General features: G+C 77.2%; 22 protein-coding genes. 5 read left to right on the top strand and 17 right to left on the bottom strand.

Features of this window, described 5'->3' with window-relative positions:
* Positions 1–10 precede the first annotated feature (10 nt).
* The 3 genes from JOE68_RS24485 to JOE68_RS24475 are packed head-to-tail and all read left to right on the top strand — an operon-like array spanning position 11 to position 2,951.
* Complete coding sequence (locus JOE68_RS24485; RefSeq protein ID WP_307819867.1) at positions 11–1,429, top strand: helix-turn-helix domain-containing protein; 1,419 nt, start codon at positions 11–13, stop codon at positions 1,427–1,429.
* Positions 1,429–1,914, top strand: a complete 486-nt coding sequence (locus JOE68_RS24480; protein WP_204844616.1) for a hypothetical protein — start codon at positions 1,429–1,431, stop codon at positions 1,912–1,914. The genes JOE68_RS24485 and JOE68_RS24480 overlap by 1 nt, the downstream gene beginning before the upstream one ends.
* A 50-nt stretch (positions 1,915–1,964) precedes the next feature.
* Positions 1,965–2,951: a helix-turn-helix transcriptional regulator gene (locus JOE68_RS24475; RefSeq protein ID WP_204844615.1), complete on the top strand. Its 987-nt coding sequence runs from the start codon at positions 1,965–1,967 to the stop codon at positions 2,949–2,951.
* On the opposite strand, the gene JOE68_RS24470 is transcribed toward JOE68_RS24475, so the two are convergent.
* On the bottom strand, positions 2,908–4,242 hold the full coding sequence (locus JOE68_RS24470) for a M28 family peptidase (protein WP_204844614.1): 1,335 nt from the start codon (positions 4,240–4,242) through the stop codon (positions 2,908–2,910). The two genes, JOE68_RS24475 and JOE68_RS24470, sit on opposite strands and share 44 nt — an antisense overlap.
* 281 nt (positions 4,243–4,523) lie before the next feature.
* Here JOE68_RS24470 and JOE68_RS24465 point away from each other — a divergent pair, with 281 nt between their 5' ends.
* The gene (locus JOE68_RS24465; protein ID WP_204844613.1) at positions 4,524–5,636 is read left to right on the top strand and encodes a serine hydrolase domain-containing protein; all 1,113 of its coding nucleotides are present in this window, start codon (positions 4,524–4,526) and stop codon (positions 5,634–5,636) included.
* A 140-nt stretch (positions 5,637–5,776) separates the two neighbouring features.
* On the opposite strand, the gene JOE68_RS24460 is transcribed toward JOE68_RS24465, so the two are convergent.
* The 6 genes from JOE68_RS24460 to rpe are packed head-to-tail and all read right to left on the bottom strand — an operon-like array spanning position 5,777 to position 10,261.
* Entirely contained in the window at positions 5,777–6,205 is a 429-nt protein-coding gene (locus JOE68_RS24460) for a PH domain-containing protein (RefSeq protein ID WP_204846266.1), read from the bottom strand.
* 5 nt (positions 6,206–6,210) lie between these two features.
* Entirely contained in the window at positions 6,211–6,690 is a 480-nt protein-coding gene (ribH, locus tag JOE68_RS24455) for a 6,7-dimethyl-8-ribityllumazine synthase (protein ID WP_204844612.1), read from the bottom strand.
* Entirely contained in the window at positions 6,687–7,961 is a 1,275-nt protein-coding gene (locus JOE68_RS24450) for a bifunctional 3,4-dihydroxy-2-butanone-4-phosphate synthase/GTP cyclohydrolase II (protein ID WP_204844611.1), read from the bottom strand. The genes ribH and JOE68_RS24450 overlap by 4 nt, the downstream gene beginning before the upstream one ends.
* Positions 7,958–8,578 (bottom strand): riboflavin synthase, encoded by a 621-nt coding sequence (locus JOE68_RS24445; protein WP_204844610.1) that lies wholly within the window; start codon positions 8,576–8,578, stop codon positions 7,958–7,960. Before JOE68_RS24445 ends, JOE68_RS24450 begins: the two co-directional genes overlap by 4 nt.
* A gap of 10 nt (positions 8,579–8,588) precedes the next feature.
* Positions 8,589–9,566: a bifunctional diaminohydroxyphosphoribosylaminopyrimidine deaminase/5-amino-6-(5-phosphoribosylamino)uracil reductase RibD gene (ribD, locus tag JOE68_RS24440; protein ID WP_204846265.1), complete on the bottom strand. Its 978-nt coding sequence runs from the start codon at positions 9,564–9,566 to the stop codon at positions 8,589–8,591.
* 44 nt (positions 9,567–9,610) lie between these two features.
* Positions 9,611–10,261, bottom strand: a complete 651-nt coding sequence (gene rpe / locus JOE68_RS24435) for a ribulose-phosphate 3-epimerase (protein WP_204846264.1) — start codon at positions 10,259–10,261, stop codon at positions 9,611–9,613.
* Positions 10,262–10,432: 171 nt separating this feature from the next.
* On the opposite strand from rpe, the gene JOE68_RS24430 reads away from it, so the two are divergent.
* Positions 10,433–11,080 carry an SDR family NAD(P)-dependent oxidoreductase gene (locus JOE68_RS24430; protein WP_204844609.1) on the top strand — a complete coding sequence of 216 codons (648 nt, stop codon included), beginning with the start codon at positions 10,433–10,435 and terminating at the stop codon, positions 11,078–11,080.
* A gap of 264 nt (positions 11,081–11,344) precedes the next feature.
* On the opposite strand, the gene JOE68_RS24425 is transcribed toward JOE68_RS24430, so the two are convergent.
* The 10 genes from JOE68_RS24425 to JOE68_RS24380 all read right to left on the bottom strand — a co-directional run bounded on the left by JOE68_RS24425 (position 11,345) and on the right by JOE68_RS24380 (position 24,207).
* Positions 11,345–13,765: a hypothetical protein gene (locus JOE68_RS24425; RefSeq protein WP_204844608.1), complete on the bottom strand. Its 2,421-nt coding sequence runs from the start codon at positions 13,763–13,765 to the stop codon at positions 11,345–11,347.
* Positions 13,766–13,776: 11 nt separating this feature from the next.
* Positions 13,777–14,292, bottom strand: a complete 516-nt coding sequence (locus JOE68_RS24420; RefSeq protein ID WP_307819865.1) for a flavoprotein — start codon at positions 14,290–14,292, stop codon at positions 13,777–13,779.
* 441 nt (positions 14,293–14,733) lie between these two features.
* Entirely contained in the window at positions 14,734–16,161 is a 1,428-nt protein-coding gene (locus JOE68_RS24415; RefSeq protein ID WP_204844607.1) for an RsmB/NOP family class I SAM-dependent RNA methyltransferase, read from the bottom strand.
* Positions 16,158–17,087 (bottom strand): methionyl-tRNA formyltransferase, encoded by a 930-nt coding sequence (gene fmt, locus JOE68_RS24410; RefSeq protein ID WP_204844606.1) that lies wholly within the window; start codon positions 17,085–17,087, stop codon positions 16,158–16,160. Before fmt ends, JOE68_RS24415 begins: the two co-directional genes overlap by 4 nt.
* 2 nt (positions 17,088–17,089) lie before the next feature.
* A complete protein-coding gene (gene def / locus JOE68_RS24405; RefSeq protein ID WP_204844605.1) occupies positions 17,090–17,635 on the bottom strand; it encodes a peptide deformylase in 546 nt (181 codons plus the stop codon).
* Positions 17,636–17,781: 146 nt separating this feature from the next.
* Positions 17,782–17,928, bottom strand: a complete 147-nt coding sequence (locus JOE68_RS24400; RefSeq protein ID WP_204844604.1) for a hypothetical protein — start codon at positions 17,926–17,928, stop codon at positions 17,782–17,784.
* A 339-nt stretch (positions 17,929–18,267) separates the two neighbouring features.
* A complete protein-coding gene (gene ggt / locus JOE68_RS24395) occupies positions 18,268–20,037 on the bottom strand; it encodes a gamma-glutamyltransferase (RefSeq protein WP_204844603.1) in 1,770 nt (589 codons plus the stop codon).
* Between the two features lie 282 nt (positions 20,038–20,319).
* Entirely contained in the window at positions 20,320–21,414 is a 1,095-nt protein-coding gene (locus JOE68_RS24390; RefSeq protein ID WP_204844602.1) for a helix-turn-helix transcriptional regulator, read from the bottom strand.
* Between the two features lie 11 nt (positions 21,415–21,425).
* Positions 21,426–21,659: a hypothetical protein gene (locus JOE68_RS24385; RefSeq protein WP_204844601.1), complete on the bottom strand. Its 234-nt coding sequence runs from the start codon at positions 21,657–21,659 to the stop codon at positions 21,426–21,428.
* Positions 21,660–22,212: 553 nt separating this feature from the next.
* Positions 22,213–24,207 carry a primosomal protein N' gene (locus JOE68_RS24380; RefSeq protein ID WP_204844600.1) on the bottom strand — a complete coding sequence of 665 codons (1,995 nt, stop codon included), beginning with the start codon at positions 24,205–24,207 and terminating at the stop codon, positions 22,213–22,215.
* Between the last annotated feature and the right edge of the window lie 390 nt (positions 24,208–24,597).

Below are 24,597 nucleotides of genomic sequence, written 5' to 3'. Positions count from 1 at the left end.
CCCACCCGAGGTGCCAGCCGACTTCTGGGACCACGAGGTGATGCTCGCCGCCTTCGCCGACCGCGACATGGGAGCGGTCCTCGCCGCCTACCGCCGCCACCCCCGGCACGTCAGCCGGGTCACCCAGGACCGCATGGCGTCCTGGCTGGGGATCAGCCAGGCACAGCTGTCGCGGTACGAGACCGGCGAGAACCCGATCGACCGGATCGACCGCCTGCGCCACTTCGCGCGGGTGCTCGGCGTGCCCGGCGACCGGCTGTGGTTCGACCGAGTCGCAATCCCAAGCCAGGCGGGCCGCCCCGACCGGGGCGCCCCGCCCGATGTGCTCGCCGCGGCGTGGGACGCGTCGAGCATCGCAAGATCGGTCGAGGAGACGGCGAGGAGCGACTTGGCGATCAGCAGACGAGCGGCGCTCACCGGAGCAGCCGCGGTGGCTATGGGCCCTGCCCTGGTCGAACCCCTGCAGCGGTGGCTGCACCCCCTCCAGCCCCTGTCCAGGTGGTCGTCCAGCGCGGCGATCGGCGAGGAGGAGCTGGCGGCGTTGCAGCACGTCGCCGACGGGCTGCGCGGGTGGGGCGGACGAGGCGGGTACGGGCTGGCGCGCAAGGCGGTGCTCGGGCAGTTGGAGGAACTGGCCGAGCGGCTGTCGCGCGCGCCCGCGAGCCCGACCACGGAGCGGGCCTTCTTCATCGGCGCGGAGCTGTCCAAGGTGGCGGCGAGCATGTCGTGGGACGCGGGGATGCACGACGCGGCCCAGCGGTACTACGTGCTCGGCATCCGCATGGCGAAGGCGGGTCGCAACGACCCGTTCGCCGCGCTGTGCCTGGCGGCCATGGCACGGCAGATGTTCGACCTCGGGCGCCCCGAGGACGGCCTCGAACTGGTGCAGCTGGGCCAGTACGGGACCAGGCGCAACGCCACGCCGACCTTAGAGGCGCTGCTGCGCACGCGGGAGGCGTGGGCGTACGCGCAGATGGGCCGGGTGCGCGAGTTCCACCGCGCGGTGGGGCAGGCGCAGGACAGCTTCGCGCAGCGCCGGGAGGGTGCGGAGCCGTGGTGGCTGCGCAGCTTCGACGAAGCGGAGCTGGAGGGCGTCATCGGCGCCCGGATGCGGGACCTGGCCGGGCACGACCCGAGGCAGGCGCCGCAGGCCGAGCAGCACATCCGGCGGGCCCTGGACCTGCGGGACCGGTCCAGGGTGCGCAACCGGACGTTCGACATGATCGGGCTGGCGCGCACGCGGATGGTCGCGGGCGAGCCGGAGGAAGCCTGCGGCCTGATCCACGAGGTCCTGCCCACGGCGGCGGGGCTGGCCTCCGGGCGGGTGGTGCGCAAGCTGCAGGACTTCGCGAAGGAGGCCGAGCGCCACCGCGACCTGCCGGTGGTGCGCGACACCCGCGAGGCGATCCGCGGCGTGCGGACGGCCTGATGCGCGTGGGGATAACCGGGCACAGCAACCTGGTGCCCGACTGCGCCGACGCGGTCCGGACCGCGGTCCGGACCGCGTTGGAGGCCGAGGTGGCGGGCAGGTCACCCCTGGTCGGGGTGACCTGCCTGGCGCCGGGCGCGGACCAGCTGTTCGCGCGGGCGGTGCTGGAGCTGGGCGGGCGCGTCGAGGCCGTGCTGCCCGCCGCGGACTACCGGGACCGGCTCAAGCCCGAGCGGCGGGCCGAGTACGACGAGCTGCTGGCGGCGGCGCACGTGGTCAGCGCGCTGCCGAACGAGGTGTCCGGCAGGCAGGCGTACGTGATGGCCAACGAGCGGATGCTCGCGTCGGTGGAGCTGCTGATCGCGGTCTGGGACGGCAACCCGCCGGACGGGCGCGGCGGCACCGCCGACGTCGTGGAGACGGCGCGCGCGTCCGGCGTGCCGGTGGTGGTCGTGTGGCCGGAGGAGGCGAGGCGCAAGTCCTGACGGGCGATCGAGGGCGGTGGCTGTCCGCGACGGCCGGCAGACTGGCCGGCGTGCTGGAGACGTCGGCCCGCCTGCTCAAGCTGCTGTCCCTGCTCCAGGTCCGCCGCGACTGGACCGGGCGGGACCTGGCCGCGCGGCTGGAGGTGGACGTGCGGACCGTGCGCCGGGACGTCGACAAGCTGCGCAGCCTGGGCTACCCGGTGAACGCCGCGCCCGGCGTCGCCGGCGGCTACCGGCTGGGCGCGGGCGCGGAGCTGCCGCCGCTGCTGCTCGACGACGACGAGGCGGTGGCCGTGGCGGTCGGGTTGCGGACGGCCGCCAACGGCACCGTCGCCGGCATCGAGGAGACCTCGGTGCGGGCGCTCGCGAAGCTGGAGCAGGTGCTGCCGTCCCGGCTGCGGCGGCGGGTCAACGCCCTGCAGGAGCACACCGTCGCGCTCACGCCGGCGGTCGCGACCGTGGACCCCGCGACGCTGACCGCGATCGCCGGCGCGTGCCGGGACCGGCAGCGGCTGCGGTTCCGGTACGCCGGGCGGGAGGGCGAGACCAGGCGGCACGTCGAGCCGCTGGGGCTGGCCCACACCGGGCGGCGCTGGTACCTGGTGGCGTGGGACGTCGACAAGGGCGACTGGCGCACGTTCCGGGTGGACCGGATACCGGAGGAGCCCTCGCCGGGCGCCCGCTTCCCGCCGCGCGAGCCGCCGGCGGACGACCTGGCGTCCTACGTGTCGCGGCAGCTGTCCGTCGCCCCCTACACCCACCAGGCGGAGCTGGTCGTGCACGCGCCGCTGGAGGAGGTCCTGCCCCGCACCTCCCGGACGTCGGTGCACCTGGAGCGCATCGACGACCGCACCACCCTGCTGACGGTCGGGTCGCCGTCGCTGGAGGAGCTGGGGCTGTGGATCGGGCTCATCGGCCTCGACTTCCACGTGCGGCGGCCACCGGAGCTCGCCGAGCACCTGCGGGTGCTCGGCGAGCGGTTCCTCGCCGCCGCTAGGCCCGCGAGCAGGCCAACCGGTACGCCGCCGCCCCGATGAGCTCCAGCGACACCTGGAGCCGCTCGGCGCTGACGTTGCCCGCGATGGTGTCCTCGGGCGTGTGGTAGAGCGGTTCCAGCTGGTGCGGACCGCCCTCGCCGCGCCAGCTGAAGTTGGCGGCGGCGATCCGGCGCTCGTGGAACGGCACGTGGTCGCTGCTGCCCCGCGCCACCGGGCCGTGCACGCGCGGGTCGTAGCCCAGCCGCGCGGCGGCCGCGGCGACCTCGCGCGTGGTGGCGTTGTCGCCGCCGTCGACCGAGAGCAGCCAGTAGGCGCTGGCCGGGCCGTGGCTGGTGGCGACCATGTCGTTCTGGAACACGCCCGCGATCCGCGCCGCCTCCGCGTCGGCGAGCCCGCCGACGTAGTGGCGGGAGCCGAGCAGGCCCTGCTCCTCCGAGCCCCACAGGGCGAACCGCAGCGCCCGGTGGGTGGGCAGGTGGCGCAGCACGCGGGCCAGTTCGAGCACCAGCGCGGTGCCGCTGCCGTCGTCGTTCGCGCCGGGTGAGCCGGGCACGCTGTCGTAGTGGGCGGTCACCATGACCACGCCCTGCCCGCCGAACGTCGCCGGCCGCTCGGCGATGACGTTGTACGAGGTCAGCGACGCGTGGTGGGTGGTGGACACGGTCAGCGACGCGGGCGGGGCGGCGCGCAGCCGCTCGACGTGGAACTGGGCGAGGCCGAGCACGGGGACGCCCACGGCCGAGGCGAGGGTCGGGGAGAACGCGCTGGTCTTGCCCGCCAGCGGCGCGTTGACGCGGCCGATCAGGACCGCGGCGGCGCCCCTGGCCACCGCGTCGTGCACGGCGGTGGAGCCGGTGGGGACGTTCACCAGCAGCACGACCCTGCCGGTGACGTCGGCGGGCAGCGCCGCGCCGGTGTCGGCGTCCAGGAGCGGGCCGGTGGCCGCGGCGCCGAGCGCGCCGAACCGGGACGCGCCCGCGTGCCAGGTCGTCCCGTCCGGCAGCGCCAGCGCCGACAGGTACTTGTCCGGCACGGCGAAGGGCTGGAGCCGGACCCGGTAGCGCAGGTCCCGCAGCACGCCCGCGAGGTGGTCGCGGGCCCGGTGCTCGGACTCGGTGCCGCCGATCCGCTGGCCGATGCGGTCGCTGAGCACCCGCAGGTGCTCCATCGCCCGCCGCGCCCGCACGCGGCCCACCACCGGGAAGTCGCCGAGCAGCAGCTCGGGCGCCCGGGACGCGCCGGGCCGCTGCGCCCGCGCCGCGGGGTTGAGCCCCAGGGTCACCGCGCCCGCCGCCGCGACCGCACCCGTCAGAACCGACCGTCTCCGCATGCGCACCCCCGGGGAAGTCCACGCCGACCACTTGAACCTAGGCAGGCCGGCGGTCCGCCGGAAGGGTGCCGATGGCGGACACCGGTCGGCCGACCGCACCACCGGCGGGCGACGCCGCGCCGCACGGCCCGATCACCGGTCCGCGCAAGGCGCGATCACCGATCCGCGCACGGCGCGTCGCCGACCACGATCGGTGGACATCTGCTATGGAATCGCGCCGATCGGGATACTCGAACCCTTTGCGGCACGCGTGCCCGCGCCGCCCCGATCGGAGGTGTCCGATGCCGCTGACCGTCGAGGGAACCGTCGCGCCCGGCTTCGAGCAGGTGGCGGAGGTGTTCCTGGCCGGGGGGGACCCGGCGCAGTGCTGCGCCCACGTGGGCGGGGAGCCCGTGATCGACCTGTGGCGCGGCCGGTCCGGCGAGGAGGTCCAGGTCGTGTTCTCGGCGACCAAGGGCGCCACGGCGGCCTGCGCCAACCTGCTGGTCCAGCGCGGCCTGCTCGACCTGGACGCGCCGGTCACCCGCTACTGGCCCGGGTACGCCCGCCGCGGCAAGGGCTCGACCCTGGTCCGCTGGCTGCTGTCGCACCGCTCGGGCGTGCTGGCCCCCGAGCCGGGGCTGACCTTCGAGGACGTGCTGGACTGGGGCGCCGTGACCGAGGCGCTGGCCGCCGCCGCGCCGGCGTGGGAGCCCGGCTCGGCCTACGGCTACCACGCCCAGTCCTTCGGCTGGCTGGTCGGCGAGCTGGTGCGCCGGGTGGACGGGCGCGGCCTGGGGCGGTTCTTCGCCGAGGAGGTCGCCGGGCCGGCGGGCGCCGACTTCTGGATCGGCCTGCCCGAGGCCGAGGAGCACCGGCTCGCCCGCGTCGTGTCCCACCAGCCCGCGCCGGACGCCCTGGGCGACGTCGACCTGTCGCAGTTCATCAGCCCCCACCTGATGCCGGCGTTCACCCTCAACGGCGCGCTGCCGGGCGACACGGCCGCCGCCGCCGAGGACCGCCGCTTCCGGGCCGCGGAGATCGGGGCCTCCGGCGGGGTGTCCAACGCCCGCGGCCTGTCCCGGCTGTACTCCTGGCTGCTCGACGAGTTCACCCCGGACACGCTCGCGGACGTCCTGCGCCCGGAGACCTCGGGGCCCGACCAGGTGCTGTCCACCCCGGCGATGCCGGTCGAGCAGCGGTTCGGGCGCGGCTTCGTGCTGCCCCGCCGCGACGGGACGCCGGCCGGCGCGCCCACGTTCGGGCACGGCGGGGCGGGCGGCACCACCGCGTTCGCCGACCCGGGCCGCCGGCTGACCTTCGCCTACACCACGACCGAGCTGGTGCCCGGTCCGCCGGGGCTGGACGCGCGCGTCGAACCGGTCGTCCGGGCCCTGTACGCGGCGCTCGGCTGACCGCGGGACGGGACTGACCGCGGGACGGGCCGACGCGCGCGGCCACCGCGAACCGCCCGGTCAACGCCGGGCGCGCGTCGGCGCGCTCCCGGGGCCGAGGTGTGCCCGACCCACGCGGAGGCGGGGGCCGGACCACCCGGTCAGCGCGTGGCGGCCCGGTGCAGCTCGCGCAGCGCCCGCACGGCCGCGACCGCGTGGTCGCGGTCCACCGCCTGCACGGCCATGATCGACACGTACTCGTCCTCCGGCAGCTCCAGGCGCGCCCACGAGGCGCCGTCCGGGAACGACACCGCCAGCACCTCGTCCCACTCGAAGCGGCGCGCGGTGACGACGTTGCGCACCTCGACGCCCCGCTCGTCGGCCCGCACCCGCGGCCGGGCCAGCAGCAGCACGCCGGCCGCCAGCAGCACGCCCAGCAGGACCATCGCCACCTGGTCGGAGGTCCGGAAGATCACACCGGTCGGCGTGTCGCCCAGCAGCCACCCGACCACGGCGAACACCACGACGAGGAACACCGCGCAGACGACCGCGACGGCGCGGATGCGGCGGGGGCGGAACTCGACGGCCACCGCGATCACGACGCCGCTCGCAGGGACCGCAGCACCAGCGCGGTGTCCAGCGCCGCCACCACGGCCTCGAAGCCCTTGTCCTCCACCGAGTCCTCGAACCCGGCGCGGGCCAGCGCCTGCTCCTCGGTGTCGCAGGTCAGCACGCCGTTGCCGACCGGGGTGGCGCTGTCCAGCGCGACGCGCGTCAGGCCCGCCGTCACCGCGTCGCACACGTACTCGAAGTGCGGCGTCCCGCCCCGGACGACCACGCCCAGCGCCACGACGGCGTCGTGCGTGCGCGCCAGCTCCTGCGCCACGACCGGCAGCTCGATCGCGCCGGCGACCCGCGCCACCGTCGGCGACCCGGCGCCGGCCCGCGCCGCGGCCTCCAGCGCCCGCTCCACCAGCCGGGAGGTGATCCTCTCGTGCCACCGGGTCGCCACCACGGCCAGGCGCACGCCCGCCGCGTCCGGTACCGCCGACCCCGGTCGGCCTTCGCCGCTCATTCCACGCCCTCCGTCGTGCTGACGACCGCGCCGCCCTGGCCCAGCGCCTCGTACTGCTCCAGCTGGTGCAGCTCGTGCCCCATCCGGTCCCGCTTCGTGCGCAGGTAGCGCAGGTTCTCCGGGTTCGGCGAGACGGGCAGCGGCACGCGGTCCAGGACGGTCAGCCCGTAGCCCTCCAGGCCGACCCGCTTGGCCGGGTTGTTGGTGAGCAGCCGCATGGACCTGATGCCCAGCTCGCCCAGGATCTGCGCGCCCGTGCCGTAGTCGCGGGCGTCCGCCGGCACGCCCAGCGCCAGGTTCGCGTCCACGGTGTCCGCGCCGTGGTCCTGCAACTGGTACGCCTGCAGCTTGTGCATCAGCCCGATGCCGCGCCCCTCGTGCCCGCGCATGTAGAGCACGACGCCGCGCCCCTGCGCCGCGACCGCCTCCAGGGCGGCGTCCAGCTGCGGCCCGCAGTCGCAGCGCAGCGAGCCGAACACGTCGCCGGTCAGGCACTCCGAGTGCACGCGGACCAGCACGTCCTCGCCGTCGCCGATCTCGCCGCACACGAGCGCCACGTGCTCGACGCCGTCGAGCTTCGAGTCGTAGCCGACCGCGGTGAACGTGCCGTGCGCGGTCGGGATGCGCGCCTCGGCGACCCGCACGACCTGCGTCTCCACCCGCCGCCGGTAGGCGATCAGGTCGGCGATGGTGATCAGCGCGAGGTCGTGGTCGGCGGCGAACACCTCCAGCTCGTCGCGCCGCGCCATGTCGCCCTCGTCCTTCTGCGACACGATCTCGCACAGGACGCCGGCCGGGGCGAGGCCCGCCAGCCGCGACAGGTCGACCGCGGCCTCGGTGTGCCCGGGCCGGCGCAGCACCCCGCCGTCGCGCGCGCGCAGCGGCACCACGTGGCCGGGGCGGGTGAAGTCCTTCGCGTCCGACGACGGGTCGGCCAGCAGCCGCATGGTGCGCGCGCGGTCGGCGGCCGAGATGCCGGTCGTCACGCCCTCGCGCGCGTCCACGGTCACCGTGTACGCGGTGCCGCGCTGGTCCTGGTTGGTGTGGTACATCGGCGGCAGGTCGAGCCGGGCGCAGTCGGCCTCGGTCAGCGCCACGCACACGTAGCCCGAGGTGTAGCGCACCATGAACGCCAGCAGCTCCGGCGTGGCCTTCTCGGCGGCGAAGATGAGGTCGCCCTCGTTCTCCCGGTCCTCGTCGTCCACCACGACCACCGGGCGGCCGGCGGCGACGTCGGCGATCGCCCGCTCGATGTCGGCGAAGTCCTTCACAGCGATCCCTCCGCGCCCGCGGCGCGCAGGTGCGGCAGCGCGAGCCGCTCGACGTACTTCGCGAGCACGTCGACCTCCAGGTTGACCAGGTCGCCGGGGCCGCGCCGGCCGAGCGTGGTCAGCTCCAGGGTCGTGGGGATGAGGCTGACGCTGAACCGGTCCTCGGTCACCGCCACGACGGTCAGCGACACGCCGTCCACGGTGATCGAGCCCTTCTCCACCACGTACCGGCTCAGGCCCGGCGGCAGTCCGATGTGGACGACCTCCCAGTGCTCGGCCTTCTCGCGGGCCAGCACCGCGCCCGTCCCGTCCACGTGGCCCTGCACGATGTGGCCGCCCAGCCGCTGCCCCACGGCGGCGGCGCGCTCCAGGTTGACCTTGTCGCCCGGCGCGACCTTGGCCAGGCTGCTGCGCACCAGCGTCTCGCGCATGACGTCGGCGGTGAACGCCCCGTCGGCGACGTCCACGACGGTGAGGCAGACGCCGTTCACCGCGATGGAATCGCCGTGCCCGGCGTCGCTGGTCACCAGCCGTCCCGCGATTGTGACGCGCGCCGCGTCCGGCAGGTCGGTCGTCGCGACGACCTCACCCAACTCCTCGACGATCCCGGTGAACACCGTTCCTCCTCTAACGCGCCGACGCCGGCACCGCGGAGATCCGCACGTCCGGTCCGCACATACTGACCTGCTCCACGACCAACCCCACTGCCCCGGTGATGGTCGACACCCCCGCGTCGCGCAGGACCGGCGGTCCGCCGCCCAGCAGCTTCGGCGCCACGTAGGCGAGCACCCGGTCGACCCGGCCCGCCCGCGCGAACGCACCCGCCAGCGTAGGCCCGCCCTCCAGCAGCACGTCGACCACACCGCGCCGGGCCAGCTCGGCCAGCACCACGTCGGGGTCGTGCGTGCGGACGTGCAGCGTCTCCGCCTCGTCGTCCAGGACGCGCGCGTGCGGCGGCAGCTCACCGGTGCCCACGACCACTCGCAACGGCTGGCGGGTCACGCCTGTTCCCCGCGCGGTCAGCCGGGGGTCGTCCGCGCGCACGGTGCCGGTGCCGACCACGATCGCGTCCGCGGTGGTGCGCAGCGCGTGGACCTCGGCGCGGGCCTCCGCGGAGCTGATCCACCGGCTGGTGCCGTCCTGCGCGGCGGTGCGGCCGTCCAGGGACGCGGCGTACTTCCACGTGACGTGCGGGCGGCCGGTGCGGGCGCGGTGCAGCCAGGCCCGCAGCGGCTCGACGTGCGTGGGCAGGTGCTCGACGCGGACCCCGGCGGCGCGCAGCGCCCCGGCTCCCCCGGCGGCCTCCGGGTTCGGGTCGGCGTGGGCGTAGACGACGCGGGCGATTCCGGCCTCGACCAGGGCCAGGGCGCACGGCGGGGTGCGGCCGTGGTGGGCGCAGGGCTCCAGGGTGACCACGGCGGTGCCGCCGCGGGCCCGCGGGCCCGCCTCGGCCAGCGCCACGACCTCGGCGTGCGCCTGGCCCGGCGGCCGGGTCGCGCCCACGCCGACCACCTCGCCGGCCGCGGACAGGACCACGGCGCCCACGGGCGGGTTGGGGCTGGTCGTGCCGTGGACGCCCGCGCCGGCCCGGACGGCCAGGGCCATCGCCTCGGCGACGGCGGACCCGTCCGGCGCCCTGCCTGCGGCGTTCACCGCGCGCGGGACGCCTGCGCGCGCAGGTTCTCCAGGGCTCGGGCCGGGTCGTCGGCGGCGTAGATCGCGGACCCGGCGACGAAGCAGTCCACCCCGGCCTCGGCGGCCTGCTCGACGGTGTCGGCGTTGATGCCGCCGTCGATCTCCACCAGCAGCGTCAGGTGCCCGGTGTCGACCAGGCGGCGGGCCGTGCGGACCTTGTCCAATACGTCGGCCATGAACTCCTGCCCGCCGAAGCCCGGCTCGACCGACATCACCAGCAGCGTGTCGTAGTGCTTGAGCACGTCGACGTGGGGCTCGATGGGCGTGCCCGGCTTGAGCGACAGCCCGGCCCTCGCGCCCGCCGCGCGCAGGTCCTTGGCGATCCGGACGGGATCGGCGGCGGCCTCGACGTGCACCGTCACGTTGTGCGCGCCGGCCTCCGCGTAGCCGACGGCCCAGCGGTCCGGGTCCTCGATCATCAGGTGGCAGTCCAGCGGGGTGTCGGTGGCCCGGAGCAGCGACTTCACCACCGGCAGGCCGATGGTCAGGTTGGGCACGAAGTGCGCGTCCATGACGTCCACGTGCAGCCAGTCCGCGCCGGGCACGGCGGCGGCCTCCTCGGCGAGGCGGGCGAAGTCGGCGGACAGGATGCTCGGGGCGATCATCGGCTGGTGGACCACGGCCGTTGAGTCTAGGGTTCCGCCGTTCGTCCGACCCACCGGGGAGCCGTACGACCGCCGTTGCGCCCGGCTGCCCCGCGAGCGGTTCCCCAACGGGCCTCCCGGCGATTACGTTCGTCTGCAGTTCGTCACGGGCAGAACTGGGGAGCGCTGGGGATGAACGTCTGTTCAGGGCGCGGTATCGCGCTGGTCACCGGGGCCTGCACGCCGCTGGGCCGCGCGGTGGTGGGGTGGCTCGCGCGGCAGGGCCCGCTGGTCGCGGTCGTGGACGGCGACGGGGCGCGGCTGGCCGCGCTGGTCGAGCGGTGGCAGGGCGAGGGGCTGCGGATCGCGGGCAGGCAGGTCGACGTGACCTCCAGCGCCGCCGTGGACGCGCTGGTCGACCAGGTGGAGCGCGAGTTCGGGCCGGTGGACGCGCTGGTGGCGACGGCGGGCGAGCTGCGGCCCGGCCCGCCGCTGTCGCTGACCGACGAGGACTGGGCGCACAGCTTCGCGGTGAACGCGGACGGCGTCTTCCACGTCTCGCGGGCGGTGGCCGCGCGGATGGTGGTGCGGGAGCGCGGGACGATCGTGACGGTCGCACCGCCCACCGCCGCCGTGCCCCGGTCGAACGTGGTCGCGCACGCGGCCTCCCGCGCCGCCGCCGTCGCCTACACCGAGTGCCTGGCCCTGGAGGTGGCGTCGCGGGGGGTGCACTGCGCGGTGGTCACGTCCGACGACGCGGACCGGGTGGTGGACGAGGTGCGCTTCCTGCTCGCCGACGCGTTCGCGGGGCCGGCGGTGCCCCGGCCGCGGTCGGCCTGACCCGCGGCGGGGCGGTTCGCGGCCGGTCGGTTCGCGGCAGGGCGGCTCATGGCAGGGCGGCTCGTGGCGGTAGCTCGTGGCCGATCGGTTCGCGGCCGATCGGTTCGCGGCAGGACGGCTCGTGGCAGGACGGCTCGCGGCCGATCGGCTCGTGACCGGTGGTTCACGGCGGGGTGGCTCGGGGCCGGTGGCGGGGCGGTGCGCGCGCGGGCGGTCGGGTGTGCTTCGGCGCGGGCGGCGGCCGGGGCAGGTCCGCGCGGCGCCTCAGGTCCGCGCGGTGTCGCGTTCCGGCGTGGGGAGGGGCGGCTCGTCCCTGCCGATCGGGATGGCGCCGGCCGGGGCGACGTCGTGCGGGGTGCCGCCGTGCCCAGTGCCGTCGTGCGGGGTGCCGTCGTGCGCGGTGGCGCCGGCCGGTGCGGCGTCGGGCGCGGCGGCCCCGTCATGGGCGGGGGTGTCCTGCGCGGGACCGGTGGGAGGGGTCCGGGCGCGCAGGCGGGCCGCCTCGCCGTCCGCGCCCATCCGCTCGAAGATCAGCAGCGCCCGCGCGAGGTGCGCGTCGGCGTCCTCCGCCCGGCCCTCCTCGGCCAGCAGCAGCGCCAAGTCCTCGTGCGCGCCCGCCCGCGCCCACGGGTGCCGGTGCTGCCCGGTGACCGCCAGCAGCGCCCCCGCGTCCCGCTCCACCAGCGCGCGGGCGTGGCTCGCCGCCGCCGACACCGCCGCGTAGCCGGGGTTGCCCTCCGCCAGGGCCCGCGCCGCGCCGGCCGCCGCCCGCGCCAGCGGGCCGTCGCCCTCGGCCAGCGCCAGGCGCACCAGCCACGGCGCCGCGCCCGGCTCCCCGACCAGCACGCGGCGGGCGCGCGCCGGGTCCGCCAGGCGTTCGCGGGCCAGGTCCGACGCCCGCGCGGGGCCGTCCTGGGCGTGGGCCAGCAGCAGCTCCACCCAGTCCCGCTGCCCGAGGTCGGCCACCGGGTCGCCGTCGCCGCAGCACCGCACGTGCCGGGCCGCCCCGCGCACGTCGCCCCGCAGCAGCGCCACCACCGCCAGCACCGTCGACGCCGGCGGCACGAGCACGCGCAGGCCGCGGTCGCGCGCCAGGCCCAGGCCGGCGGCCGCGGCGGCGTGGGCCCGCACCAGGTCGCCCGCCTGCGCCAGCACGCGGGCGCGGGCGATCGCCCGCGCTGCCGGCGCGCCCGCCGGCAGCGCCGCGTCGGCCTCCGGCCCGTCGCCGCTCACCAGCCGCCCGGCCCGGTCGAACTCGCCCAGCGCGGACAGCTTCAGCGCGAACGCCACCGCGGCGTGCGACTGCCACCACGCGGTCGGCCGGTCCAGCTCCCAGCGGGTCGACTCGCGGCCCCAGTACAGGGCCTCGGCGAGCCGGCCCGCCGACCACTCCAGGCACGAGCGCACGGCCGCCGCCATCACCACGTCCGCGTCGCTGGCCGCCCGGTCGCGCGCGGTGAGCACGGACATCGCGTGCGCGCCCACCCGGTCGCCGGTCGAGCGGTGCAGCGCCAGCAGGCGCCCGGCGGCGGCCAGGTGGCGCAGCGGTCGCGGCACGTCCGGCGCGAACGTGGTCTGCTGCGCCTCGGCCACGGCCTCGGCGGGCCGGCCGACCGCGAGCAGCACCCCGGTCAGCGCGAGGCGCAGCTCGGCGGCGTGCCCGGCGGGCAGCCCGCGGTCCAGGCCGGCGCGGGCCAGCGCGACGGCGGAGCGGAGCCGCCCGGCCGCCGCCAGCGCCCGCACCGCGCGCACGGCCTCCGCGCCCCGGTCCTGCCCCGGCGGCCCCTCCGCGCGCAGCACCGCCACGTCGTCGCGCAGCGCGCGCGACGCGAACCGCGGGACCGACTCGACCACCGCCCGCCGCACCAGCTCCGAGCCGAACGCCAGCCGCTCGCCCGCGCACGCCACCAGGCCGGACGCGGCCAGCTCGGCCACGGCGGGCCGCAGCGCGGCGGGCGTGTCGCCCAGCGCCGCGGCGACCTCCGGCAGCGGGGCCGACTCGCCGATCACCGCCGCCACCCGCAGCACGCGGGTGGCCTCGGCGGACAGCGGGCCCGCCTGCCCGCGCACGTGGTCGCGCACCCGGCGGGGCAGCCGGGCGCCGCGCACGCGGGCCGTGCCGTCGCGCAGGTCGAGCCGGCCCTCCTCGCGCAGGCCGGCCACCAGCGCGGCGACCAGCCCGGGGTGGCCGGCGGCGGACGCGGCCAGCGCGTCCAGGTCCGCGGCCGGCGGCACGCCCAGCAGGTCGTCGAGCATCCGCCGCACCGCGCCCTCGTCCAGCGGCCAGAGGTCGACGACCTCGTCGTGGGGGCCCAGGGCGCGCCGGACCCCGGTGTCGGCGCGCGTGCCGCCCAGCGCGACGAGCGTGGTGACGCGGCGCGCGCGCAGCAGCGGCAGCAGGGCGAGCAGGGCGGCCGGGTCCTCGTGCGCGCGGTCGACGGCCAGCAGCGGGCGGGCGCCCGCCGGCGCGCCCAGGACCTCGGCGACGGCGGCCGAGCCGGCCACCCGCGAACCCGGCACGAGGGCGACCGCGTAGCCCCGGTCGCGGGCCGCGTCGACCGCCTCGCCCAGCAGGAGCGTCTTCCCGGAGCACGGCGGACCGTCGATGGCCAGCAGACCACCCGGCGCGGACAGGAAGCGGAGAACCGAAGCCCGCTCACGATCCCGGCCGTACGATTTCGACACGGGCAAGCCTGCTACGCGTCTCGCTTGGCTGTCAATTCGGACCGTCGCGCCTCGAACACGGCGAGTGCACCCAGCACCTCCTCCGGGCCCCCGGTCACCACCTGCGCCCCGGCCTCGCGCAGCACCGCCAGGTGGCCGCGGTAGGCGGGGTGGCGGGCCTGGTCGGGGCCGACCTGGGCGAGCACCACCAGCGGCGCGCGCCGCCCGAGCGCCTCGGACAGCACGGTCAGCGCCTGGTTGTCGCCGATGCCCACGGCGAGCTTCGCGAGGGAGTTGAGCGTGGCGGGCGCGAACGCGAACGCGTCGGGCACCGGGTGCGGTTTCGGTTCCGACGGCAGCCGCGAGGTCCAGCGGACCGGCAGGTCGGTCAACCCCGCCAGGCCGGGCAGCTCCGGCTCCAGCCACCGCGCGGCGGTCGGGGTCAGCGTGACGGCCAGCCGCCACCCCCGCCGGGCCAGCGGCTCCGCCAGCCCGGTCCGGAACCACCGCTCCACCCCGCCGGCGGCCGACGCCACCAACCCGAGCACCGGACCACCCACCCGCTCCACCCACCGCCGCCCGCCCCTCGCCGTCGTCCCACCACCGGCCCGCGCACCGGCCGCCACCGCCGGCCGCCACCGGCCGACCCGACCATCACCGGCCGCCACCGGCCGACCCGACCGTCACCGGCCGAGCTGACCACCGACCGACCCGATGGCCACCACCGGCCCGGCAGCCACAGCCGACCCGACAGCCCCACCGACCCGGCAGCCCCACCCGGCCGGCAGAACCACCACTGGCCGATCCGGCAGAACCACCACCGACCCGGCAGCCGCGGCCGATCCCGGCGGACGCGGGCCCGCCCGCACGGACCCGCCGGGCGGGCACCGCCGATCCCGGCAGCCCCACCCGGCCCGCGAACCACCGCCGGCCGGCGGCCACCACCGGCTCGCCGACCACCGCCGGCCCGGCGGCCCGCCCGACCCGGGTCAGGCCGGGCGGCGCAGCAGGGCGCAGAACATCGCGTCCGTGCCGTGCAGGTGCGGCCACAGCTGGACGTGCGGCCCGTCGCCCAGAGCGGGCACGTCGGGGAAGAACGCCCGCGCGTCCAGGCGCTCCGCCCCGGTCCGCCGCGCCACGTCCGCGACCACGCCGACGGTCTCCGACAGGTGCGGTGAGCACACCACGTACGCCACCACCCCGCCGGGCCGGACCAGGTCCAGCGCCGAGGTCAGCAGCTCGCGCTGCAGCCGGGCGAGCGGGGCCACGTCCGACGGCTTGCGCCGCCACCGCGCCTCCGGCCGCCGGCGCAGCGCGCCCAGCCCCGTGCACGGCGCGTCCACCAGCACGCGGTCGAACCCGCCCGACGGCAGGCCCGCGTCGCGCCCGTCCGCCACGTGCACGGTCACCGGCAGGTCGACCACCGCCTTGCGGACCAGCTCCGCGCGGTGCGGCGCCTTCTCCACCGCGTCCAGGCCCGCGCCCGACAGCGAGGCCAGCGCGCCCAGCATCACCGCCTTGCCGCCCGGACCGGCGCACAGGTCGAGCCACCGCTCGTCGGCGCCCGCCAGCGGCACGCGGGTCAGCGCCAGCGCGCACAGCTGGCTGCCCTCGTCCTGCACCACCGCCAGCTTCTCGCGCACCGGGTCGAGGTCGCCCGGGTCGCCCGCGCCCGCCTCCAGGCGCACCCCGTACGGCGAGTACGGCGCGACGTCGCCGCCGGTCATGGCGGCCAGCTCGTCGGCGCTGCACTCGCCCGGCCGCGCCGCCAGGTGCACGGCCGGCCGCGCGTCGTCGGCCGCCAGCGCCTCCCGCAGCGGCTCGCCGCGGCTGCCCAGCGCCTCCGCGAACGCCTGCGCGACCCACCGGGGGTGGGCGTGCGCCATGGCGAGGTAGCCGATCGGGTCGGCCTCCTCGTCCGGCGCCACCTCGTCGACCCAGCCGGCCTCGTCCTGCGCGGTCACGCGGCGCAGCACCGCGTTGGCGAACCCGGCCGCGCCCGACCCCAGCTCCGCGCGGACCAGGTCGACCGTGGAGGCCACCGCCGCGTGCGACGGGATGCGCGTGCGCAGCAGCTGGTAGGCGCCCAGCCGCAGCGCGTCCAGCACCGAGCCGTCCACCTCGGACAGCGGCCGGTCCGAGCAGGCGGCCAGGATCGCGTCGAGCAGACCCTGCGCGCGGGACGTGCCGTAGGTCAGCTCGGTGGCCAGCGCGGCGTCGCGGCCGGTGATCCGGCGCTCCCGCAGCAGGCCGGGCAGCACCAGGTTGGCATAGGCGTCGCGCTGGCGCACCGCGCGCAGCGCGTCCAGCGCGGCCAGCCGCGCCGGGTCCTCCACCGGGGGCCGGGCCGGGCCGGTGCGCCGGCGCGGCGGGTGGGGGCCGCGGGGCCGGGACGGTCGGGAGGATCGCTGGGTCATGAGAGCCGTTCCCCCGCCTCGATCCGGACGCCGCGCGCCCAGTCGGTCGCCGCCATCCGCTTCTTGCCCTGCGCCTGCACGTCGCTGAGCGCCACCGGCGTGGTGGCCGTGCCGACCAGCACGCGCCTGCGCTCGACCCGCAGCTCGCCGGGCGCGAGGCCGTCGGCCTCCACCGGGGCGACCGGGCCCAGCTTGAGCCGTTCGCCGCGGAACTCCGCCCACGCGCCCGGGTCCGGCGTCACCGCCCGCGAGACGCGGTCCAGCGCCGCCGCCGGCGTGCCGGCGAAGTCCAGCCGGGCGTCGTCCACGGTGACTTTGGGCGCGTAGCTGACGTTCTCCTCCGACTGCTCCACCGGGCGCAGCGTGCCGTCCTCGATGCCGTCGACGGTGGACAGCAGCAGCTTCGCACCGGACTCGGCGAGCCGGCCCAGCAGCTCACCGGACGTGTCCCGCTCGCGCACCCGCTCGGTGACCACGCCGAACACCGGGCCGGCGTCGAGCGCCTTCACGATCCGGAACGTGGTCGCGCCGGTGATGTCGTCACCGTGCCGCACGGCCGCCTGCACCGGGGCCGCGCCCCGCCAGGCGGGCAGCACCGAGAAGTGCAGGTTCACCCAGCCGTGGCGCGGGATGGCCAGCGCCGACTCGGGCAGCAGCGCGCCGTAGGCGACCACCGGGCACAGGTCGGGCCCGATCGCCCGCAGCCGGGCCAGGAAGTCGGGGTCGCCCGCCTTGGCCGGCGCCAGCACCTCGATGCCGCGCTCGTCGGCCAGGGCCGCCACCGGCGACCGCTCGACCCGGCGACCGCGGCCGGCCGGGGCGTCCGGGCGGGTGACGACGGCGGCCACCTCGTGCCGGGGCGAGTCCAGCAGGAGCCGCAGGGAGGGCAGCGCCACCTCGGGCGTGCCCGCGAAGACCAGGCGCACGGTCACGCACCCCCGAACAGCGGGTGCGGCGACTGCTTGAGCGTGGGCGCCGAGCCGTCGAACCAGGACTGCCGCCGGATCTCCCGCATCGCCTCCTTGCGGGTCCGCTCGTCGAGCCGGTCGAGGAACAGCACGCCGTCCAGGTGGTCGGTCTCGTGCTGGATGCAGCGGGCCAGCAGGTCCGTGCCCTCCACCTCGACGGGCTCGCCGTGCATGTTCCAGCCGCGCGCGACGACGTCGCGGTGCCGCCGGCAGTCCCACGACAGGCCGGGGATGGACAGGCAGCCCTCGGGGCCGTCCTGGAACTCGTCGCCGACGACCTCGAACTCGGGGTTGACCAGGTGGCCCGCGAAGCCGTCGCAGTGGTAGGTGAACACCCGCAGGCCGACCCCGAGCTGGGGCGCGGCCAGCCCCGCGCCGCCGGCGTCGCTCATGGTGTCCCACAGGTCCTTGACCAGCTTGCGCAGTTCCGCGTCGAAGTCGGTGACCTCGGCGGCGCGGGTCCGCAGCACCGGGTCGCCGAACAGCCGGATGGGTTGGACGGTCACGCACTCTCCTCGAACGGGGGCAGACGGCCAGTCTAGGAGAGCGGACCGGGCGCGGCGGCGCTCAGTGCCCGATCACCACCCGCGCGGCCCCGACCCGGTGGGCGGCGGGGCCGGTCGCGCCGCGGCCCGGTGGTCCGCGGCGCGGCTCAGTGGTCGACGTGGCGGCCGAGGAGGGCAACGCCGACCAGCGCGGCGAGGAAGTGGCCGACGAACCTCGCGGCCGTCGCCGTGCCGGTGACGACCGCCGGGGTCCTCGTGGCGGTGGCCGGGCCGCTCATCGTGATGGTGGTCATGTCGTCACTCCCTGTTTCGAGTCCGTCCGCCCCTGGTGGGACCACGATCGCCCACCGGGGCGTGCGCGCGCGTCCGCCCGGGGTGGCGAGCGCCCGTACTCCCCCGGGATGACCCCGCCTGCGCCGCGGGGAGCACCCGTGGCGCAGACGTGGACGACCCGCGTAGCGCGCGGGCGCGTGGCCGGACCCAGCCGCCGGCGAGCCCCGGCGCCGCCCGCGGACGCGCGGCCGGACCCAGCCGCCGGCGGGTCCCGTGTAGCCCTGGCGCCGCCTGCGAGCGTGCGGCCGGACCCGGCCGCCGGCGGGCCCCGGCGCAGCCCGCGGGCGCGTCGAGCCGGTTCAGCGGGGGTGCACGACCCGGGCCGCTCCCCCGCCGCGCCGGACGGGTTCGGCGGCGGCGCGCCAGCGGCCGTCGGGCAGGCGTTCGACCGCTGTCACGGCGCCGATCTCCCCGGTCGCGGTGAAGCGGTGCCCCAGGGCGTGCAGGGCCCGTGCCTCCCCGGTGGCGAGGAACGCCTCCTCGGCCCGGGTGGTGGCCGTGTTGCGCTGGGACGCGCGGGGCGCGGCGATCGCGTCGAGCAGGCCCTGGCCCCGGTCCAGGCGCCGGGTGAGCACCTGGAGGACGGTCGTGATGATGGTCGAGCCGCCGGGCGAGCCGAGGGCGAGCACGAACTCCCCGTGGTGCAGCACGATCGTCGGGGCCATGGAGGAGCGCGGGCGCTTGCCGGGGCCCGGCAGGTTCGGGTCGGGGACGCCGGGCGCGACCGGGGTGAAGGAGAAGTCGGTCAGCTCGTTGTTGAGCAGGAACCCGCGGCCGGGCACGACGATGCCGCTGCCGCCCTCCTGCTCGATGCTGAGGGTGTAGGAGACGACGTCGCCCCACTTGTCGGCGACGGTGAGGTGCGTGGTGTCGGTGCCCTCGTGCGGGGTGGCGGCGCCCGCGCCCGCGGTGGCGCACGGCCGCGGGTCGCGCGGGTCGCCCGGCGCGACGGGGCTGGTCAGGGCGGCGGTGGGCGAGATCAGGCAGGCGCGGCTGTCGGCGAACTCCTGCGACAGCAGCGCCCGGGTCGGCACGTCGGCGAAGCCGGGGTCGCCCACCCAGCGGTCGCGGTCGGCGAAGGCCAGGCGGCTCGCCTCCAGGTACCGGTGCAGGTACTGGACGGGGGTCTCGGCGGACAGCCGCGTGGTCTCCAGGACGTTGAGGGCCTCGCCGACCGTCGTGCCGCCCGCGGACGGCGGAGCGGCGCCGAACACGTCCAGGCCGCGGTAGCGGGTGCGGGTCGGCTCGCGCTCGGGGACGCGGTAGTCGCGCAGGTCGGCCGCGCTCAGCCGGCCCGGCCGGACGGTGCGGGTCGCGGCGGGGTCGACCGGCGGCTCGGTGACGGCCCGGACGACGTCGCGCCCGATGGCGCCCCGGTGGAGCGCGGACGCGCCGTGCTCGCGCAGCTCCCGGTAGGTGTCGGCGAGGTCGGGGTTGCGGAACGTGCTGCCCACCGCCGGCGCCGGCAGGAAGAGGGCCGCGGTGGAGGTGAGGTCGGCGAACCGGTCGGCGTTGTCGACGACCTGCCGGTGGAACTCGGCGTCGACGGTGAACCCGCGCCGGGCCAGCTCCTCGGCCGGCCGCAGCGCCCGGTCCAGCGAGTGCGTGCCCCACAGGTCGAGCGCCCGCTGCCAGGTGAGCGGGGCGCCGGGCACCCCGACCGACAGGCCGCTGGTCACCGCCTCGGCGAACGGGATCGCCGCGCCGTCCTCGACGAAGAGCCCCTCGTCCGCGGCGGCGGGAGCGGTCTCCCGGCCGTCCAGGGTGGAGACGCGGCCGGTGCGGGCGTCGTAGCGGACGAGGAACCCGCCGCCGCCGACACCGGCCGAGAACGGGTCGGTGACCCCGAGCGCGGCGGCGACGGCGACCGCCGCGTCGACGGCGTTCCCGCCGCGGCGCAGGACGTCCACGCCGATGCGCGAGGCGTCCGGGTCGACGCTCGCCACCGCGCCGCCGAAGCCGACCGCTTCGGGCGCGCGCGGTGGTGCGGCGGGCTGGGCGAGGGCGGGGGCGAGGGGGGCGACGAGGAAGAGGGCGGCGAGGGCGCTGACGACCGACGACCTGGGCATCACTCCCTTGTACTCCGGGCGGCGCGCCGGGAGTACCCCGCCGCGCCGAACCCCGCCGCGGACAACCCGGTCCACCGCGCCCACCGCGCCACCCGACCAACCGACCAACCGACCACCACCATCCAACCGGCGCGCCACCCGACCACCCGACCGGCGCAACACCCGACCGGCGCAACACCCGACCGGCGCAACACCCGACCGGCGCGCCACCCGACCGACGCGCCACCACGCCGTCAACGCAGCCCGGCGCGGTGTCCCCCGTCGGCGACCACCGCGTCGGGCTCAGCGGGCGCCGGGGCGCCCCGGCGAGGTGCGCATACCGTCGTACAGCCGCAGCCAGGGCGCGATCTCGTCCGCGCTGCAGTCGGGCACGCACCAGGCGCGGTGGCGCAGGCTCGGGCAGTAGCAGCCCCGCAGGTACGCCTTGACCAGCGTCCGCTCGGGCAGCACCCCCCGGCTGACGCCGACGGTGAACCGGGCGGCCATCGCCGACCGCGCGTAGATGTGCGCGCCGGGGTGCCACCTGGCCCGGTCGATCACGTCCGCCATGCTCATCCCGGTCCGGCGGGTCAGCTCCCTGAGCGCCTCGACGAACGCCCCGGGCGAGCCGACACCGGCCAGGTCCACGGCGGGGGGCGGCGCGCTGGAGACCTCGCGCCGCGGCCTGGCGACGCGGTGCCACCCCTGCACCTCGCCCAGCAGGCGGCGCCAGTGCTCCAGGTGGGACCGGTGCACCCCGCAGCCGACCAGGTAGGCGTGGACGACGTCCCAGTCCAGCCACACCCGGTCGGGCTTGAACAGGTCGGCGACGGTGGAGCGCGCGACGGAGGGGGTGGGCTCCTCCGTCGTGGCGAAGACGGACCGGGCGCGGGCGGTGACGTCCCGGTAGGACCCCGTCCGCAGCGAGGCCAGGGCCGCCACGTACCCGCCCAGGGTCCTGATGGCGGCCGGGTCGGGTCGGTGCGCGGGCGGAGCGGCCACCGGCGGGGCGGCGACGTACTCCGTGGCGCTCCCACCCAGCCCGCTCCCACCCGGCCCGCTCCCACCCGGCCCGCTCCCACCCGGCCCGCTCCCACCCGGCCCGCTCCCACCCGGGGTGGCCGACCGCCCCGCCGAGCCGCGCGCGGCGCGCCACATCTCCTTCCACGTCGCGAGGTCGGGTGATCCCGGCGAGCAGGTCCTGACGATGGCCTCGACGACCTCCCACGTCGGCGGGCGTCGGCCGGCCTCGGCCTTCACCACGGTCACGTGGCTGTAGTTGACCCTCCCGGCGATGTCCCGCTGGGTCAGACCGGCCCGGCGGCGCAGTGCCCGCAGCTCGTTCGCGAGCGCGGGCACCGCGTCCGTCCCGGCGGTCGGGCGGTCCGCGTCCGACACGGGGCCGCCGCCTAGCGGCGACCGGAGGTCGAGCGGCGGGAGTCGACCAGGGGCACCAGCCGGCCGGCCGCACCCCCGATCACCACGAGGGCCACCGACGCGGTGGCGAGGTCCACCCCGAGCAGGAGCATCGCCAGCAGCACCACCGCCACGACCGCGAAGGCGCCGATGCGGACGACCGCGTGCTCGTCGGGACGACGGCGCGCGGCGCCGGGTCCGCGTCGTGGGATCAGGGTCTTGCGCATGGCTGGTCACCGTCCAATCCGAGGATCCGCGCACGGCGGATGCGACGTCCGGGCCGCGGTTGACCGGCCCCTCCCGCTCCGGCGGTGCCTGCCGCCGGAGCCGGCCGGGACGACCGCTCGGCTCAGTTGTAGCGAGGCCCCGACCCGGTGCGGAAGCGGTGGCTGGTACCAAAAATTGTCCCTTTTACCGCTTTTGTCCGTTTAGTTCTTTTTCGGAGTGCGGTGCTGGACGCCGCGAAGCGGTTACCAAACCCGTCCCTGGTAACCGGGCTTAGGGTTCACTTGACGTGATGGCACGGCGAAATCGCCGTTGACCGGCGAGTTTGCGAAGCTGTGACCGTCCGGACGCGTCCGACGTTATGGTGATGACGCGATCCGGACAGGCAACCTGCTCCCCGTACACCCGTGCGCCGCGATCCATGATGGCAGCCACGCGGCCACGAGTCCCCCGAGCCACCGTCCAACGTCCGGGCAGCTCGGGACCGGCCGGGCTCCCCGTGCCTGCGGGGAGCCGGCCGCCCGGTCGTGAGGGCGCGCCCGCCGAGCGGCCCCTTCAGAGGACTTCCAGCGGGTCGAGCTTCACCCGGACCAGGTCCGGGTCCTTGCGGGCGCTGCGGGTCTTCTGCAGCGCGGTGAGGACTTCGGAGAGGGCCCTGCCCTCGGTCCGGGCCACGCGGACCAGCGCGCGCTCCTGCTGCCCGTCCTCGGACAGCGGCACGGGGCCCAGGATCTCGCCGGTCGGGGGCAGCACCAGGTCGCCCAGGGCGGAGGCCAGCGCGTCCGGCGTGCCGTCCAGGGTCGCCATGCGCACGGCCGGCGGGAAGCCCAGCTCCGCCCTGGCCGCCAGCTCCTGCCTCGCGTGCCACACCGGGTCCCAGCGCACCAGGGCCTGCACCGGGGCCAGCGCGGAGTCGGCGACCACCACCACCCGGCCCGCCGGGCGGGTCAGGGCGGCGGCGGTCATCCAGCGCCGCAGCGCCTCCTCCGCCGCCCGCAGGTCCGCCCGGCCCAGCAGCGCCCAGCCGTCGAGCAGCAGCACCGCCCCGTAGCCGCCCTCGGCGGTGGGCTCCGCGCCCGGCGTCGCGACCACCAGGGACGAGCCGCCCGGCACCGCGGACAGCACCTCGTCCGCCCCCGAGGTCCGCACCGGGACGCCGCTGAACGCCCGGCCCAGCTCCTCGGCCGTGCGGCGCGCCCCGATCACCTGGCCGCGCAGCCGCCGCGAACCGCAGGCCGGGCAGCGGAACGCCGCCTCCGTCGCGCCGCACCACCGGCAGTACGCCGGCTTCGGCACGCCGTCCTCGGCGCCGCCGGGCAGCGCCAGCGGACCCGCGCAGCGCCGGCAGCGCGCCGGCGCCCGGCACGCGCCGCACGCCAGCGACGGCACGTAACCCCGCCTGGGCACCTGGATCAGCACCGGGGCGTCCTCGGCGAACGCCGCCCGCGCCGCGTCGAACGCGATCGACGGCAGCCGCGCCGACCGCGCCGCCGGGTCCTTCACCTCCTGCCACGCGTGGTCGCCGACCGCCGCCACCCGCGGCGCGACCGCGCGCAGCACGTCCCGGGGCGCGACCACCTCGTGCGCCCAGCCGCTGTCCACCAGCAGCTGCGCCTCGGCCGTGCGGGCGAAGCCGCCCACCAGCAGGGACGCCCCGGTCAGGTGGGCGCGCTGCACCAGCACGTCCCGCACGTTCGGGTAGGGCATCCGCGGCTCGACGTGCAGGTCGTCGCCGTCGTCCCACACCACGACCAGGCCCAGGTCGCGCACCGGGGCCAGCGCCGCGCCGCGGGTGCCCAGCACCAGCCGCACCGCGCCCCGGCGCACCGCCAGCCACCGCTGGTAGCGCGCGGACGGCCCCAGGTCGGACGACAGCGCCACCACCGCGTCCGGGCCGGCCAGCGCCGCGCACGCCTCGTGCAGCCGCGCCAGGTCGCGGTGGTCCGGCACGACGACCAGCGCGCCCCGGCCCGCGCTGACCACCGACACGGCGGCCTCCGCCAGCCGGGCGGGCCAGTCCTCCGCCGGCAGCGCCTGCCACACCGCCCGCGCCGGGCGGCCGGCCCGCAGCGCGTCGAGCAGGTTCGGCCCGTACGGGTAGCGCGACCAGCCCTGCGCCGGGGGCGCGGCCGGGGCGGGCGCGGGCTCCCGGGCCGGCTTGGCCTCGACCCGCGCGTGCCGGGGCGGGATCGCCAGGCGCAGGATGTCGGTCAGCGAACCGGCGTACCGGTCGGCCACCGCCCGCGCCAGCTCCGCCACCTCGGGCGAGAGCACCGGCTCGGGCGAGATCACCCGGTCCAGGAAGCTGAGCTTCTTGCGGTCGTAGTCGGACTCCTCGGCCCGCTCCAGCAGGAACCCGTCCACCAGCTGACCCGCGAACCGCACCCGGACCCGGCAGCCGGGCACCGCGTCCGCGTCCTGCTCGGTGGCGACCAGGTAGTCGAACGGCTTGTCCAGGTGCGGCAGCGGCACGTCGACGCAGATCCGGGCGACGGGCAGCGCGGACGCGGGCACGCGCTCACCGCGCCTGGTGCTCGCCTTGCTCGCCATGCGCTGAGGTCTACCAGAGGGCCTTGCGGGCCCCGTCGGAGCGGTGGGGCCGGCCGCGTGGTCGCATGGCCCCATTGTCGAACAGGCGTTCGAGATAAGCAAGATCACCACCGGGTGACGCGGACCGGTCGCCGACCTGACGACGGCCCTGCCCCGCTCCGCGATCCCGCCGACCCCGACAGCCGCGTCCGGCGCCACCAGAGCCGGCAGGGGCCGAACGGACAGCGACCGCGCACCGCTCCGGCGGCAGGAGCACGTCCGCCCCGGCGCGGCAGGCCGGGCGGCGCCGACGGCCCCACCACGCACGCGCGCCGCCGATCCGGGAGCCCCGGTCGAGGACGTCCTCGACCGGGGCTCCCGGGTCGGCGGCGCGGGAAGCCGGCCCCTACC

Source organism: Saccharothrix algeriensis, from assembly GCF_016907655.1.
GTDB lineage: Bacteria > Actinomycetota > Actinomycetes > Mycobacteriales > Pseudonocardiaceae > Actinosynnema > Actinosynnema algeriense.
Note: the sequence above shows the minus strand (reverse complement) of the source record. Positions and strands in the feature narration are given on the sequence as shown.